The following is a 15,508-nucleotide window of genomic DNA, read 5'->3' on the forward strand; positions in this document are numbered from 1 at the left end:
GTATTTGCGTTAAACACCGTAACGGTTGATTGGTCTTCCGACGCCGCCGTAATGAATATGAATCTTGACTTTTCCTTCTTTTTCTAAGTAATCAAGGTATCTTCGAGCCGTTACCCGAGCCATTCCAATGCTTTCCGCCACTTCTTCCGCAGAAACAGGTTCTTTTTCCTGCGAAATAAAATGGGTAATTTTTATTAACGTATTCATATTTAATCCCTTGGGCAAACTCTCTCTTTCGCTTTCTTCTTTGCTATCAATAAATAAAATTTGATCGAGCTCCTCCTGTAAAAGAGCTTGCTTTTCTCCTAATTTGGCTCGATAGTTTTTATAATTATCAAGTGACTTTTTAATTCGATCAAAGGTAAACGGTTTTATGATGTAATCAACAGCCCCTTGTTGTCGAACACGGTGGATGGTTTCTATATCGCTCGCAGCTGTTATCGCTATCACATCCACAGAATAGGCCTCTGAACGAAGTTCGCTGAGCATTTCCAATCCACCCATATAAGGCATATAAATATCGATAATCGCCAGATCCGGACTGAGTTCTTTCACTAATCTTAATCCTTCCATCCCATTAGAGGCGATTCCGATAATCGAAAACCCTTCAATCCTATCAATGAATTGGCGGTGCACCTCTCGAACCATCGGATCATCTTCAATCAATAGTACTTTTAACGGAAACATCCCCTGCTCCCCCTTACATTAAATGAAATTATTTTTTCACTTTATATTATTATCATGGCCTATTTTATTGAAATAGTAAATTCATAGATAGCAATTTTGTTCGATTTTTATGAGAGTTAACTAAGGTATTTTCTATAACAAAAGGAACAATAAGACCAATATGACCAAAATCTTACTATTGTCTGAATTTTCATTTATTATGTCCTTGGGTGCGATGAAAGCGTTAACAGATTTACTAAACAAAGGGGTGTATGTGGAAATGAAAATTAATTTTAAAAATTTGACCGTCCAAGTATTATTGGGGATCGTACTTGGGATTGTCATCGGATTTCTTTTTCCGAAATTCGGTACAGAATTAAAGGTTTTGGCGGATATCTTTATCAAGTTAATTAAAATGGTCATTGCTCCAATTGTATTTTTTACAATAGTCATTGGCATCGGTAATATGGGGGATTTGAAGAAGGTTGGGCGTATCGGCGGGAAAGCGCTCCTGTATTTTGAAATTGTAACGACGTTTGCCTTGGCTATTGGTTTGCTCTTAGTTAATGTGATCAAACCTGGATCTGGGTTTAATACAGATTCCGTAAAAAGCGGAGATATTTCACAATTTACCGCGCAAGCAAATGAAACTAGTCATGGATTTATTGAATTTATTTTAGGAATTATTCCTGATAATTTTGTTGGGGCAATGGCGAAGGGCGAGCTGCTCCCGATTTTATTCTTTGCCGTCCTGTTTGGGATTGCACTTGCATCTTTAGGGCAAAAAGGGAAACCAGTTGTTGCCTTGTTTGAGCAATTTACGGAAATCTTTTTTAAGATTGTTAATATTGTAATGAAATTTTCACCCATTGCAGCATCTGGTGCAATGGCCTATACGATTGGTAATTTTGGTCTTGGTTCGTTAGTCTCGCTTGGAAAATTGATGGGCAGCGTTTATGCAACGATGTTTCTTTTCATCATCTTCGTCCTTGGGACAATCGCGAAAATTTATGGATTTAATATTTTGAAATTCATCGCTTATATTAAGGAAGAAATTCTCTTGGTATTAGGTACTTCATCCTCTGAATCTGCTTTACCAAGAATGATGGAAAGACTTGAAAAATACGGCTGTTCCAAATCAGTTGTTGGTCTTGTCGTTCCAACCGGGTATTCCTTTAACTTAGATGGTACTGCTATTTATCTTTCAATGGCTGCGCTCTTTATTGCTCAGGCTTACAATGTCGATATTACGATTTGGCATCAAATCACTTTATTAGGTATTCTTATGTTGACATCTAAAGGTGCTGCCGGTGTAACGGGTTCTGGTTTTATTACCCTTGCTGCTACCCTGTCAGCTTTCCCTGTAATACCAGTCGAAGGGATTGCCTTATTACTAGGTGTCGATCGTTTTATGTCTGAAGCACGTGCGATTACGAACTTAATCGGAAATGGTGTGGCAACTGTGGTTGTTTCCAAGATGGAAAACGAATTCCACCCTACCGCTGAACTGGAAAGTAGCAAAACTGATAAATCAATTAGTGCATAATAAATTACAGAAAAATGGCTTGGGGGATTTTCCTCCAAGCCATTTTTCTACTGAATTGACAGCTGCACCTTAACTTTTTGCTATTTCTATTAGTTCCTTTAATTCATTTGTAAATCCTTTCACTGCTCGATTATCAACGACAGTAACAGGAACCCCTAGAAAACCGAATTTCTCCACTTCCTCCTGATATTCAGGGTTTGCCAACACGTCCCTGGATTCAAAAGCAATTCCTTCCTCACTAAGAACTTTTTTGACCATCGTACATTCAATACAGTCTTTTGTTGTATAGACAATTACCGGCTTGTTCATTATTCGTGTTCCCCTTTTTTATTATTTTCAGAAGGCTATTTTGTGAAAAAGATATGCTGATTAAATCAGCATTGACTAATTCTTCAATTAATCTAGTTGGCAAGCTTTTAGGCAAATACGTGTCTGAAAGGACGACAATTTTTATAATCATACTCCATTCTAAGTACAAATCATAATAATGCGTTTATAATTGATAAAATAATCTTGTGTTCTTCCATAATCTTTCCGACACTTCTTCTACTGACAATTTTTTTATTTTTGAAATTGCCTTAATGGATTCAAGCATCATATTCGGATGTGTCATAGTTCCCCAAAATGGACCTTCAAATGGCCATGGACCATCTGTTTCAATCATCATTTGTTCTAGCGGATATCTTTGAACTTGTTGTATCTCCTCTTCATAGACCACATCAGGTGTAACCGATATATAGTACCTATTTTTTCCATCCTCTTAATAGTTTTATTGTCTCCTTTAAACCAATGAAAATGAGCCTTTTTAATGGGGTATTTTTCTAAAAGGTCACAAACAATGGGAGCATCCTCATGGACTGCATGGAGGACATTTGGCTTCCCATATGTACTTGCTTTTTGAACAAAAGCCTCTAACAGCTTTATGTACTGTTCGTACTGGCAAGTGGTAACCTTTTGTTTTTTCCGTAAATAATAGGGAAGCCCAACCTCTCCAATGGCTATCATAATGTCAATATGATCATTCATCCAAGAGAACAGCTCATTCTGCTGTTCAACTGTCGGTAGCGGCTGCTCAGGATGGTATCCGAATGCGGCTCTCACCTTTTGATATTTTCCCGTAAACCCATGGTTTCTTTTACACGATTCTAAATCATAAGAAACCGAAATCAGATTTTCAATTTGCGGAATAGTTTCCATCAGCTGACTAATCTCATCATCTTTATAATGATCGAGATGAATGTGGGCATCAATCATTTTTAACAAAATGCTCACTTTCTTTATTCAAACTTGTTGTAATAATAATCTACTTTATCCCAATTAAATTTTTCAATTTTCCGACAATAAAACTCGATAATTGTCTGAACATGCGCTTTCCCAAGGAATAATTTAAATTATTTCCATAATGATGGGGCATTTATTACCTATTTCCTTACTATCCTAGGCTTTTTTTTGGTTAATAAAATGGCGGTTTAGGGAAATATATGATTTTTCTCTTTTTCGACTTTTTATGCATTTCCCTCAAGGAAATATACCAATAGTCCCATTTCACTTCTCCCAAAAAATTGGACAGCCTTTTGATCGTCGAGGTATCCAAGAAGTACTTTGGATATATGGGAAAGAACATCAATTAGGACAATAATATAATTTCATAAATTGATATATATAACTAGTACCAATCGCTTTCTTTCACCATAGCTTGTCTAATATAAGGAGATTAAAAATCTTCCTTATCAAAAAAATAATAAGGGGGGATGACACATGCAAACTCCTTGTACAGTAAGTGTTGTTGAAGTTCTTATTGCAATTGTTTTGATTGTAGCCTTACTGTTAGCTGTTTTGCTCGGAGCTCGTGCGGACGTACAAGCTTGTATTGGAGACTGCATCGCTACTGCTCTTTGCTTATAATTTAGGCAGGATTAAAATGCGCAGTCAATTTAGGGATCTTCTTAGCCAAGTCTAAGAAGGTCTTTTTTATACGATAACCGTATTTTGGAGGTGTATATATGAATCCGTTTAATAGAAATGAAGGTTTAGAAAGACATATTTCACGTTACGGATCCACGTTAATTTATAAGACTTCAAGCTCGTATCAAAATATATACGTTACGGATCGAAGTAAATACGAAGGAATGCGAGGAAAATTCCGAATACTTCAATTTTCTTCCGATGGTGTCCAAGGAGTAATAAATATGGAGCAACCGCAATGCCTAGTCGCTTCATACAGTCGAATCACAGTTGATCTTATTGATCACTATGCATCTCATTTTAAAAAAGGATACATTATTGGCCATGGAATTGGCACCGTTAGCTCTTATTATTCGCATAAATATTTGGTAACGGCGGAGATTGACTCGCTGGTCGTCGAGGTATCCAAGAAGTACTTTGGGTATACGGGAAAGAACGTGGAAGTCGGTGATGGACAAGCGCTCTTAAAAACTCAGGAGGCACAATCTCAGGATATCATTTTTTTGGACGCGTACAGCAGCAGTGAAATTCCGTTTCACCTAACAACTAAAGAATTTTTTACTCTAACAAACGAAAAGCTGTCCGACAAAGGAATTCTAATTATGAATTATATTGGAAAGGTAAGTAATGATAAATTATTGCATACACTATACGCGACGATTTCAGGAATTTATCCCTACGTAAAGCTATTTGCTACCGATCCTAAGAAAATATCGAAACAAAATTTATTTTTCGTTGCAAGTCGGCACGTTCTGGAGGACTATTCACCTCGAGAAGCGACCCCTATTCAGATTATGGATATCTTTCCCCCTTTACTGGATTAGAATTTCAAATGTGGCTCCTTACACAATCCATTCTATGTACTCAAATGGATCATATCTTTCTAGGAATTCCTAATGGATGTGTGATGAACTCTAGAAGATTATTTAAAAATAAAATAATCTTCTAGGTTTTTTCTTAATATTTTATAGAATTAAAGAGAAAATATTTCGTTACATGATGATATTAACACACTACATTTTTAGTCAAACGACATAAGATATTAGGAAATTTCTGAGCTTATTACTAATTCAAACTAAAAAGGTGGTTAAATTATGAAGGAAAACATTAATGAAAATAGCGTACAGAATACGGGTAACAATTTAGAAAATCTCGCCAACAATTTACTAAAAAATCCAAATTCGCTTGATTTTGGATCATTAATTCAAATGGCAACAACTCTCCTAAAAAACGATTCGCTCATGAATTCTGTTACGGAACTTAATAAAAAAAATCAAAACCCTGCGCCTCCTGAGTCAAAAATTACTGAAAAACGGAAGAAAGTCACTAATGATAATAGCGTACAGAATACGGGTAACAATGTAGACAAGGATTCGCTTGATTTGAATTTTATCATGAAACAACTGGCAACAACTATGAAAAATGACTCATTATTGGATTCAGTTACAGAACTTAGTAAAAAAAATCTAAACGCGACACTCCCAGTATCTAAGGTTTCTGAAAAACAAGAAAATGTAGAGCTGGCATCTTTGTCCCAAAAACTAGAGAATATCACTAATGATATTTTAGAGTTAAAAAAAGAACTAAAAGACGTAAAAGAACAAAATAGTGATCTTTTTAAATTACTCAAAAAAATATTAAAAAACAATAAAAAATAGTCATATTATAATTGAATACAATTCGCTTATCCCATTACTAAACAATAAGAACCTTGAGAATATCAGGGTTTTTTTGATTAGTCTTACCATGTCAAATATTTTTTAAAGTTTTATGGTACCTAACATCCACTTACCGAACTTTCATTTTTGATTACTTCACACACAAGGAAATTACAATAAAAAAGAAAGTGTCGACTCCACTTTCCTAATCGACAGAGCAGCCTGATTTTAATGGTTAACAAGTCAACGTCTGCTAACGATATTTTAATATCCCCTGCAATAACCACTCCTTTATCAAGTATTTTTTCTAATACCTCAAGCAAATTCGATGATGATAGTGACGGGTGTTGGATGGGCATAGTCTCTCTCCTATCAGCCGGTTTAGAGAAGTTTCCCCAATGGGCCAAGTTCTATATTGAGGTCTTCCGTTTCTAAACCAAAAATGATTTTTAATTCTTCCATTTTTTCTTCAAGCCTCATTAAAGTTAACCCTAATTCTTCTAATTGTTCATCGGTAAGAGAATCGCTTTCAACTCTTCGCATTGCCTGCCGCTCCATGAGCTGGCGCAGCAGTTCTATAATTGTTAGGACTAATTTCGCTAATCCTTGCTCTACTTTACTTGAGTCCAGTGGTAATCGTTCCATCTACTATTGACCCCCCACCAATTTTCCGCTCGTACGTTCCAAAGGCACTTTCAATTGATGAAATCAAAAGCTTTAGATCGACAACAATTATATCAATATTGGCAACCGAGATTACCCTGAAACCATATACATATTTACTTTTTGATCGGAAAAACTAGCAATATTATTGGGAGGAAAATTGGAGGAGTGATTGGAATGGACTACAGAATATTTAGAGCTATAAACCAATTTGCTGGTCGTTATCGTCTTTTCGACACGATTATGATTATAATTTCTCAAAAAGTTCGTTATTTGTATGTGGTTTTATTAATCTTTATGTGGTTTCGAAACAACTTTTATAAAAAAGTCACGTTATTTGCAGGAATATCAGTTGTAGTAACTTTACTTCTCAATTGTTTTATTAAACTGTTTTATTTTAAACCACGTCCATTTTTGAAAAACTGGGTACATTTATTACCCCCGTCCCCCTCAAAAAAGAATTCATCATTTCCAAGTAAACACACCACTCTAGCGTTTGCTGCAGCAACTTCTGTACTACTTTATAAGCGCGTAGTTGGTTCTATTATGTTCATTTTAGCTTTCTTGGCAGGATTCTCACGAATTTGGATGGGTCAACATTTTCCTTCTGATATTGTAGGCAGTGCCTTCCTAGGAAGTTTAACTTCAATAATTGTTTACATTACCAGACAGGTTTGGAATCCATTCATTGATCGCGTTATCCATTCTTATAATCGTTTCTGTTCTTTAATAAGATACCGCTAACACTTTTGCTATCAGGGTAATTCCATTTCGGTAGGAATTACCTCTTTATGTATTTTTAACTCCTAAAAACTGTTCTTCAGTTGCATTTCTGTTCCTCAATAGTAAAGGACAATGCTATTTACAAAGAACATTGATAAACTGGTTTATCAATTGATTTAATTCCTTCGCTGCTTTTGTCGGAAGCTGATGTTTTTCATTTGGAAGGAACTTTAATTCACTATATGGCAATTTTTCGTGTAATAAGTTTGCATAACCATGAAATGACTTATCTTCAGTACCATAAACCAGCAAAATCGGCAATTCAATCATGGTTAACCGATTAGTACAATTATAGTGTAAGCTATAATGATAATATTGCTCGATATTTCTTGCATCCCCTTTTAGTCCCTCTTTTAACAACTCCATGAATGTCTCTTGTGTATCCGAATTTCCCCATGTAATGACAGACGCCAGAAAACGAACAGCTCCTGCTTTCAAAATACTCCTTGCTAAAAAAATCCTCCTTTTTAAATTCCAATTTCCGACTTCAGACATTCCACTAATGATAATGCCTCCTATGGAACGATTGGGGAATGTCAATAAAAATTCTAATCCAATAGACCCTCCGGTTGAATATCCGCATAGAAATGCTTTTGTAATTTTCAGATGATCCAATAAACGTTTGATATCTTCTACAATTAGCGGATACGTTATTGGTTGTAGTGAGTACGAACTCCTTCCATGTCCCCTAATATCGAATGTAATAACTTTAAACTTTTGAGATAATTCATCTATTTGGTACTTGAAATTCGCGCTTGTGAGTAGTGGGGGATGAATAAAAACAATAGGAGTCCCTTCCCCCTTAACGTTATAATACAGGCTGATACCGTCCACATCCAACATTGTCATGTGTGTTTAATCACCTCATAAATCTTAAATAATTCCAAAAAGTCATTAGAAAGAATGTTTTCCAGGATCTTTAATGGCATACTCATTTGATACCAAGTTATAGCATCTTTAGTTAGTATTTATCTTAGTTTTTTTAAAATACAATAAGTAGGTATAACTTTTGTGGAGGAATATTTATTTATTTTATCGCATAAAAATAGCAGGCCACCAAAAGATAATGATCGCCTGCTTTCATTTACATTAATCTCCAATTCAAAGAACGCTGTCCACCCGTGATGGATAAATTGAGTGAAGTGTCTTTTGATGGTGCCTGACACCATTAATTTTTTAGCGAAGCATTACTCCTGTAAGAAAGGTTAGAAATACGTGTGTGCCAAGTTTTACTGTTGGCTGTACATGTGTGTCTTTTAGTGGGTCAAGGCAGACGATGTCCATTGCTTTGACTTTTGGATGTTTAGCAGCCACAAGTACCCCATCCAAAAGTTCTGCTGTTGTCATGCCCCCCGGCGTTGAGGCCGGTACTCCTGGAGCATAGGCAATATCAAGAACATCCATATCGACTGTTAAATAAATGGTATCCACCTTCGCAGCGAGCGCTTCTAAACAGGCAACAACCGTTTTTTCGATCCCCTTTTTTCGAGTTTCACGAAGCGTGATATAGTTGACGCCTTTTTCATCTGCATATTTTTTTAAATCTTTTGTATTAAAAAATCCATGCAGACCGATGTTGTACATATTACTACCATCCACTACTCCGCTTTCAATTAAATTCCGCATTGGAGTCCCGTTGGACGGACCATTATCGGTCATATCCCTTAAATCAAAATGAGTATCAAACTGCAGGATGCCAATTTTTTCATCAGGCCTCACTTGATGCAGACCTTTGACCATCATCGCTGTTATCGAATGATCACCGCCAATGGCACACACCTTTGAGGCATCAAAATGTTTATGAAGGGCAGCAGATGCTTCGATGATATTGTCATGACACCGCTGGATATTCGTGACATGCATCGGCACATCACCAACATCCACAGCTGTCATTTCGGATAAATCGATATCCTCATCAAGGTTATAAGTAGTAAAACTTCGCCACGAGCGGCGGAATGCCTCAGGAAATTCTGAGGCACCCGAAGCGCTTATCGATGAGCGAGACAGCGGAACACCGACAACAACAAAGTCGGCGTCCTTGCTTTTTTCAGGATTCGTGGCAGCGGTCAATGGTTGGATCCACTCGTGCACCTTCGCAACCTCTGCCCCTTCATCAGGTCTCACCCATGTAAAACTCGGTGGATTCAGTTTAGGATAGAGAAAGCTCTTCAACTAACTGACCTCCCCTGACAACCACCTGACCATTTTTCACGACGGTTTCCGTATGATTCACACCATAAGAATATTGCAGTTTCATATAATTCCCGACGTTAAAAATCGTAACATCTGCTTTTTTGCCGACCTCTAAACTGCCAATCTCCTTACCTCGATTAACGGCATGTGCAGCATTAATTGTCGTGGCAGTAATCACCTCTGCAGGTGTCATCCCCATTTTTAAACAACCTAGATTCATAATGAATGGCAGTGAAACCGTTGGTGATGAACCGGGATTACAATCTGTCGACAATGCCACCGGTACACCCAAATCTACCATTTTACGGCCATTTGCAGACTCCGCCATTAAAAAGTAAGCTGTTCCTGGAAGCAACACTCCAACTACACCTTTTTCAGCCATTGCTTTCATCCCTTTTTCCGAAGCTTTTAAGAGATGGTCCGCCGAAATGGCACCCACTTCAGCCGCAAGTTCAGCACCTTCATAAGGCTCAATTTCATCCGCATGGATCTTCGGAATCAAGCCATATCGCAGGCCTGCTTCAAGAATCTGCTTCGATTGCTCTGGAGTAAAAACACCATGTTCACAAAAAACATCATTAAATTCTGCCAGTCCGAGCTCTGCCACCTTTGGAATCATTTCGTCAATCAGCAATCTTACAAACTCATCAGGATTTTGTTTGTACTCTTTCGGTACAGCGTGGGCTCCCATGAATGTTGAAACAACATCAATCACATGCTTGTCATTAAGCTGTTTGGCCACTTCCAGCTGCTTTAGTTCCGTTTCCCATTCCATCCCGTAGCCACTTTTCGCTTCAACCGTTGTGACACCGTGGCGCAGGAATTGATTCAAGCGCTCATAACTTTCTTGAAATAGCTCTTCATGTGTCGCAGACTGCGTCCGTCTAGTCGTCGAATAGATTCCACCGCCGCTGTTCATGATTTCCATATAAGTAGCACCTTGTAAGCGCATATTGAACTCATTTTCTCTGCTGCCAGCAAACACAAGATGTGTGTGGGGGTCAACAAGTCCTGGAGTTACGAGTTTACCACTCGCATCTACCACTTCTGCCTCATCAATGCGACCAGCATATTTTTCAAAAAGCTCCACATCCGTTCCAACAGCCTGAATCACTCCGTCTTCTACCCAAACACTGCCATTCTCAATAATGCCAAGCTCAGACATCGCGCCCTTTACAAGAGGAGCATCGGAACTCCCTTGCAAAGTCACAAGTTGAGAGGCATTTCTAATAAAAATTGGTGTACTCATTAATCTACCATCCTCTCAGTCTTAATCTTGTTTAAGCATTGGCATTTTGATGCCCTTCTCTTTTGCTGTTTTAATAGCAATCTCATACCCTGCATCGGCATGACGCACAACCCCCATTCCAGGGTCAGTCGTTAATACACGTTCTAAGCGAATTTCCGCATCCTTTGTACCATCTGCAACAATTACCATACCGGAATGTTGAGAGTAACCCATGCCAACCCCGCCGCCATGGTGTAAGGAAACCCAGCTCGCGCCGCCAACAGCATTAATCATCGCATTTAAAATTGGCCAGTCAGAAACGGCATCGCTTCCGTCTCTCATTGCTTCAGTTTCACGGTTTGGTGAAGCAACAGAGCCTGCATCTAGATGATCACGACCAATAACGATTGGAGCTGAAACTTCTCCAGAGGCGACCATATCATTGATAATCTTTCCAAAACGAGCACGGTCACCGTATCCAAGCCAGCAAATCCGAGCAGGAAGGCCTTGGAAGCTGATTTTTTCTTGGGCCATCTTCACCCATTTACAAAGATGTTCGTCATCTTTAAACTCACGAAGCAAGGCTTCATCAATTTTACGAATATCCTCTGGATCACCAGAGAGTGCTGCCCAGCGGAATGGACCTTTTCCTTCGCAGAATAATGGACGGATATAGGCGGGAACGAAGCCTGGGAAATCAAATGCGTTTTCCACACCTTCATCCTTCGCTACTTGACGAATGTTGTTACCGTAGTCAAACGTTACCGCACCTTTTTGTTGCATAGTAAGCATTGCCTTCACATGTACAGCCATGCTTTGTTTTGAAAGTTCTACATACTTAGTTGGATCTTGTTTTCGTAATGTTGACGCTTCTTCTAATGTAAAACCAACTGGAACATATCCGTTTAGCGGGTCGTGTGCAGAAGTTTGATCCGTTAATACATCTGGATTAAAGCCTTTTTCAATCATGATTGGTAAAATTTCTGCTGCATTACCTAATAAACCAATTGATAATGCTTTACCAGCGACCTTTGCTTCTTGAGCCATTTTTAATGCTTCCTCAAGGTCATTTGTTTTAATATCAAGGTAAGCGGTTTCAATACGGCGGTCGATTCTTGTCTCATCCACATCGATGGCGATACATACCCCGTCGTTCATTGTTACGGATAAAGGCTGTGCTCCACCCATGCCGCCTAGACCTGCTGTTAGAGTGATGGTGTGTTTCAATGTTCCTCCGAATTCCTGACGGGCAAGCTCGGCAAACGTTTCATACGTTCCCTGCACTATTCCTTGGCTGCCGATATAAATCCAGCTGCCAGCGGTCATTTGCCCATACATCATCAAGCCCTTTTTATCTAACTCGTGGAAATGCTCCCAATTCGCCCATGCTGGAACCAGGTTGGAGTTGGCAAGCAACACGCGCGGTGCATCCTTATGCGATTTCCAAACAGTCACTGGCTTACCAGATTGAATCATTAACGTTTCGTCATTCTCCAATTCTAGCAGCGTTTTCACGATGGCATCATAAGATTCCCAGTTCCGAGCAGCCTTGCCAATTCCACCATAAACGACTAAATCCTCCGGTCTTTCGGCAACCTCTTGATCCAGATTGTTCATTAGCATGCGCAGTGCCGCCTCCTGGATCCAGCCCTTTGCATGTAATTCAGTGCCTTTATAATTTTTAATAACTCTTGAATTCGTTGTGTTTGTTTCCATTGTTTCCACTCCCTTTTTGTTTTAGGTCTATTTTTATTATAAAAATAAAATCTTCTGAAAAATACGAATGGAACATTAGATAATAGATAATATTTGTAGTTTGTACTAGATTTTTTTTAGATAGTTCGTCCTAATAACCATAATATCTTTATAAATTAGATATTATCTTTAGGTTTGATTGCATAAAAAATAACCCAATCACTTTCCTGATGGGTCCAATACTGGCATTATTTTAAGGAACACAAACAAAGTATTAATATTTATTTTGGAGGGCAGCATGTGCCCTGTGTTCTTCATCTTTTTTTACAAAAATATCATATTGTGTTTGATCCTTAAACCCACCGTCATTGTGAAAATTCACAGGAGTTTTGATTTTATATTTAACTCCTGCAGCATTTAACTTAGCAATAATCATAAAATATTGATCATGTCCAAACGCCGTGTAAACCAGTTGCCATTTTCTATTAATATAAAGTTGAAGTAATGAAATGAACAGGAAAAATAAAACTAAGATAATGATTACTGTCTTCATTTTTTCCCTCATCTCCCATCATAAATTAACAAAAATTAGTCTGTCTCCCTCTCACTTTTAAACATTTTCACTTTATTCATGCGAAATTCTCTTGGTGAAGTACCTACTAATTCCTTAAACATCCGGCTAAAATAATTAGAATTTTGATAGCCTGCAAGGTTTGAAATTTCTTTAATCGATTTGTTCGTTTCAATCAGTAACCGTTTTGCTTCCTTCATTCTTATTGCCGTCAATACTTCTGTAAAGCTTGAACCGGTTTTAGTGTTCATCATATGGCTGAAATAGGAAGGATTTCGGTCAACATACAGCGCCACATCTTCGAGCCTGAGCAAACTATTGGAAAAATGAGTCTCCATAAAGGATATGCCGCGTTCAATCGGATCTTGTTTATTTTTGGTGCTATTCTCTGCACCTATAAACAATTTTTGAATAAATAAGATGAGATTTTGAACAGTACGGTAAAGGACCTTATCGTACAGAATTGAATTAAAAATATAGCGGTACTCCAGTTCATAGCTTTGGTTCTCGTCTAAGTTATTGGTCTTCATAAACCTTCTAACCTGGGCGAGTATACTCGTAAGTTGGATTCTAACCAATCCTGGATCAGGATAAGGTTCTTGTAATTGTAAAAATTCCTCGTACAGCCACTTCTTTATTTTTTCTAAATCGGTATTTGTCAGCATGTCGACCCATGCTCTCTGTTCAGGAGGGGCTAAAAAAGGGTCAATATGTACCCATTCTGGTGAGTGTTCAAATTCAGCTACTTGGCGATAGCCTTTATAATAGGTGAACTCCAGCATTTTTCGGGTTTGGAAGTATTGTTGATTCAAGCTCATTGTCGAAGTATTTCCTTTATGGACAACGATGGCAAGAGGGTCAGAAAATTCCTCCTCCCATTTTCGCATTGCTTTTTGACACTGCTCTGTTAACTGATGAGCCGTTTCCTTAAACAGAATCACAACCATATCGTCCATTGCGAATATACCTTGGACACCCTTGAAAGGAAATTCTCTTAAGAAAGAATGCAATGAACTTATCTTGCCGATACCTTCTGTTTGAAAAGCCGCTAGATGAAAATTTTCTGATAAAGATGGTTGAGAAATAAATAAAGCTTCATATGATATGTCCATATATGTTTTGGGACTAAGGATTCCGTCTGCCTGATTTTTGGTTCCAAGTTTTCGTGAGGATTTATGGAAAGCAGATGTAACCTTGGTTGCCGACAAAGGTTTAATCATTAAATCTAGCGCTTGCATGTCAATGGCAAGGCGAGCTTTTTCAAAGGTTCCTTCTGCGGAAGTTAACAGTAAGACTGGGTCATAGATTTGCATCAGGTCTCGAAAGGTTGTCCAAACCTCCTTGGAGATCATATCAAGTTCGATTAAAACAACATCTGGCCTTTCTTGTTCAAACCTAACGACAAATTCCTGGTAATTAGAAGCTAATAATATGTTTGTGACAGGGATGGAAGTCGTTTTCAACAGCCATTTTAGTCCTTCACGTTCATTCAAATCGCGATCGGCAATCAGCCATTTTCCTTCCATCGTGATGTCCCTCTTTCGTTCGTATTTCTTTTAATGTTCTGGCTGGTCCAAAAAGGCAAATATATTGAGTTATACAACCCAAATGATTGCAAAAATAATCGAAAGAACCTGTGTTTTAAACAAAAATTTCATATAAAATCATTCCTCAACTCAAAATAAAATAGTTAACTCCACAATACCCCAAACCAAAAATCCTGTCCATTTAGATAGTTATAAACACTTCCAACAAACAAACATTCGACAGTGTCCACCCCAGGCGGACAAAACATCCAAATGTCTTTTTACGGTGCCTGACACCACGAATGTGACACCCCACTCTAAAACAAAGAAAAAAGGACAAAATGGTCAATTGACCTTTTTGTCCTTTTTTGTTTTCACCATCTTAGCCTACGTTTAGTCCGAAGTCTGTTGCGATGCGTGCTAGTCCACCTTGGTAGCCGGAACCTACGGCTGAGAATTTCCACTCTCCATTGTGTCGGTATAATTCACCTACAATGATGGCAGTTTCAACGGAGAAATCCTCCCCTAAATCATAGCGAATGATTTCTTGGTTTGTTTCTTCGTTTACGATTCGGCAGAATGCATTAGAAACCTGTCCAAAATTCTGACCGCGTGCTTCTGCATCATGAATGGTAATAACAAACGAAATTTTCTCCACTTGAGCAGGAACAGCACTAAGATTTACTTTTACTTGCTCATCATCCCCGTCACCTTCTCCCGTGCGGTTATCACCTGTATGTACCACGGAACCATTTCCGCCCTCAAGCTGGTTATAAAACACAAAATCCTTTTCAGAAGTCACTTTTCCATTAGATCCTAATAAGAATATACTTGCATCTAAATCGAAATCTTTCCCGCCGTCATAACGATTTGTATCCCAGCCAAGACCAACAACTACTTTCGTTAAACCAGGATTTGTTTTTGTTAAATCAACCTTTTGCCCTTTAGACAATGAAATAGCCATAAAAACACCCTTTCTAATCTTAATATTTTATGTCACCTTCTATTATAAAT

The 15,508-nt window shown here is 38.1% G+C and carries 15 protein-coding genes and 2 pseudogenes; 5 read left to right on the top strand and 12 right to left on the bottom strand.

The window, feature by feature from the left end; genetic code table 11:
- Positions 1–9: 9 nt before the first annotated feature.
- Positions 10–687, bottom strand: coding sequence for a response regulator (locus J7E63_RS01935; protein ID WP_215010046.1), 678 nt, complete (start codon positions 685–687; stop codon positions 10–12).
- A gap of 259 nt (positions 688–946) precedes the next feature.
- Here J7E63_RS01935 and J7E63_RS01940 point away from each other — a divergent pair, with 259 nt between their 5' ends.
- Entirely contained in the window at positions 947–2,212 is a 1,266-nt protein-coding gene (locus tag J7E63_RS01940) for a dicarboxylate/amino acid:cation symporter (protein ID WP_215010075.1), read from the top strand.
- A 69-nt stretch (positions 2,213–2,281) separates the two neighbouring features.
- On the opposite strand, the gene J7E63_RS01945 is transcribed toward J7E63_RS01940, so the two are convergent.
- Both J7E63_RS01945 and J7E63_RS01950 read right to left on the bottom strand, forming a co-directional pair.
- Entirely contained in the window at positions 2,282–2,521 is a 240-nt protein-coding gene (locus J7E63_RS01945; protein WP_215010047.1) for a glutaredoxin family protein, read from the bottom strand.
- Between the two features lie 184 nt (positions 2,522–2,705).
- Positions 2,706–3,466, bottom strand: a pseudogene (locus J7E63_RS01950) (TatD family hydrolase).
- Between the two features lie 504 nt (positions 3,467–3,970).
- Between J7E63_RS01950 and J7E63_RS01955 the strand changes: the two are divergent.
- From J7E63_RS01955 to J7E63_RS01965, 3 genes are all read left to right on the top strand, one after another.
- Positions 3,971–4,117, top strand: coding sequence for a hypothetical protein (locus J7E63_RS01955; protein WP_215010048.1), 147 nt, complete (start codon positions 3,971–3,973; stop codon positions 4,115–4,117).
- A gap of 98 nt (positions 4,118–4,215) precedes the next feature.
- Positions 4,216–5,001 (top strand): spermidine synthase, encoded by a 786-nt coding sequence (locus J7E63_RS01960; protein ID WP_215010049.1) that lies wholly within the window; start codon positions 4,216–4,218, stop codon positions 4,999–5,001.
- 270 nt (positions 5,002–5,271) lie between these two features.
- The gene (locus J7E63_RS01965; protein ID WP_215010050.1) at positions 5,272–5,835 is read left to right on the top strand and encodes a hypothetical protein; all 564 of its coding nucleotides are present in this window, start codon (positions 5,272–5,274) and stop codon (positions 5,833–5,835) included.
- A gap of 215 nt (positions 5,836–6,050) precedes the next feature.
- Here J7E63_RS01965 and J7E63_RS30280 read toward each other — a convergent pair.
- Together J7E63_RS30280 and J7E63_RS01975 are read right to left on the bottom strand one after the other, a co-directional pair.
- Positions 6,051–6,194 (bottom strand): annotated as a pseudogene (locus tag J7E63_RS30280) (gas vesicle protein); the annotation flags it as partial.
- Between the two features lie 22 nt (positions 6,195–6,216).
- Complete coding sequence (locus tag J7E63_RS01975) at positions 6,217–6,480, bottom strand: gas vesicle protein K (RefSeq protein ID WP_168243307.1); 264 nt, start codon at positions 6,478–6,480, stop codon at positions 6,217–6,219.
- Positions 6,481–6,675: 195 nt separating this feature from the next.
- Between J7E63_RS01975 and J7E63_RS01980 the strand changes: the two genes are divergently transcribed.
- Complete coding sequence (locus J7E63_RS01980) at positions 6,676–7,242, top strand: undecaprenyl-diphosphatase (RefSeq protein ID WP_215010052.1); 567 nt, start codon at positions 6,676–6,678, stop codon at positions 7,240–7,242.
- 114 nt (positions 7,243–7,356) lie between these two features.
- Here J7E63_RS01980 and J7E63_RS01985 read toward each other — a convergent pair whose 3' ends face one another.
- The 7 genes from J7E63_RS01985 to J7E63_RS02015 all read right to left on the bottom strand — a co-directional run bounded on the left by J7E63_RS01985 (position 7,357) and on the right by J7E63_RS02015 (position 15,458).
- Positions 7,357–8,130: an alpha/beta fold hydrolase gene (locus tag J7E63_RS01985; RefSeq protein ID WP_215010053.1), complete on the bottom strand. Its 774-nt coding sequence runs from the start codon at positions 8,128–8,130 to the stop codon at positions 7,357–7,359.
- Between the two features lie 327 nt (positions 8,131–8,457).
- Positions 8,458–9,453, bottom strand: coding sequence for an agmatinase family protein (locus J7E63_RS01990; RefSeq protein WP_215010054.1), 996 nt, complete (start codon positions 9,451–9,453; stop codon positions 8,458–8,460).
- Positions 9,431–10,723: an imidazolonepropionase gene (gene hutI / locus J7E63_RS01995; RefSeq protein ID WP_215010055.1), complete on the bottom strand. Its 1,293-nt coding sequence runs from the start codon at positions 10,721–10,723 to the stop codon at positions 9,431–9,433. The genes J7E63_RS01990 and hutI overlap by 23 nt, the downstream gene beginning before the upstream one ends.
- Positions 10,724–10,744: 21 nt before the next feature.
- Positions 10,745–12,418 (bottom strand): urocanate hydratase, encoded by a 1,674-nt coding sequence (gene hutU, locus J7E63_RS02000; RefSeq protein WP_215010056.1) that lies wholly within the window; start codon positions 12,416–12,418, stop codon positions 10,745–10,747.
- A gap of 253 nt (positions 12,419–12,671) precedes the next feature.
- Positions 12,672–12,950: a hypothetical protein gene (locus tag J7E63_RS02005; protein ID WP_215010057.1), complete on the bottom strand. Its 279-nt coding sequence runs from the start codon at positions 12,948–12,950 to the stop codon at positions 12,672–12,674.
- 35 nt (positions 12,951–12,985) lie between these two features.
- The gene (locus tag J7E63_RS02010) at positions 12,986–14,494 is read right to left on the bottom strand and encodes a helix-turn-helix domain-containing protein (RefSeq protein ID WP_215010058.1); all 1,509 of its coding nucleotides are present in this window, start codon (positions 14,492–14,494) and stop codon (positions 12,986–12,988) included.
- 382 nt (positions 14,495–14,876) lie between these two features.
- Positions 14,877–15,458: a TerD family protein gene (locus tag J7E63_RS02015; RefSeq protein WP_215010059.1), complete on the bottom strand. Its 582-nt coding sequence runs from the start codon at positions 15,456–15,458 to the stop codon at positions 14,877–14,879.
- Between the last annotated feature and the right edge of the window lie 50 nt (positions 15,459–15,508).

This window comes from Bacillus sp. ISL-75 (genome assembly GCF_018613095.1).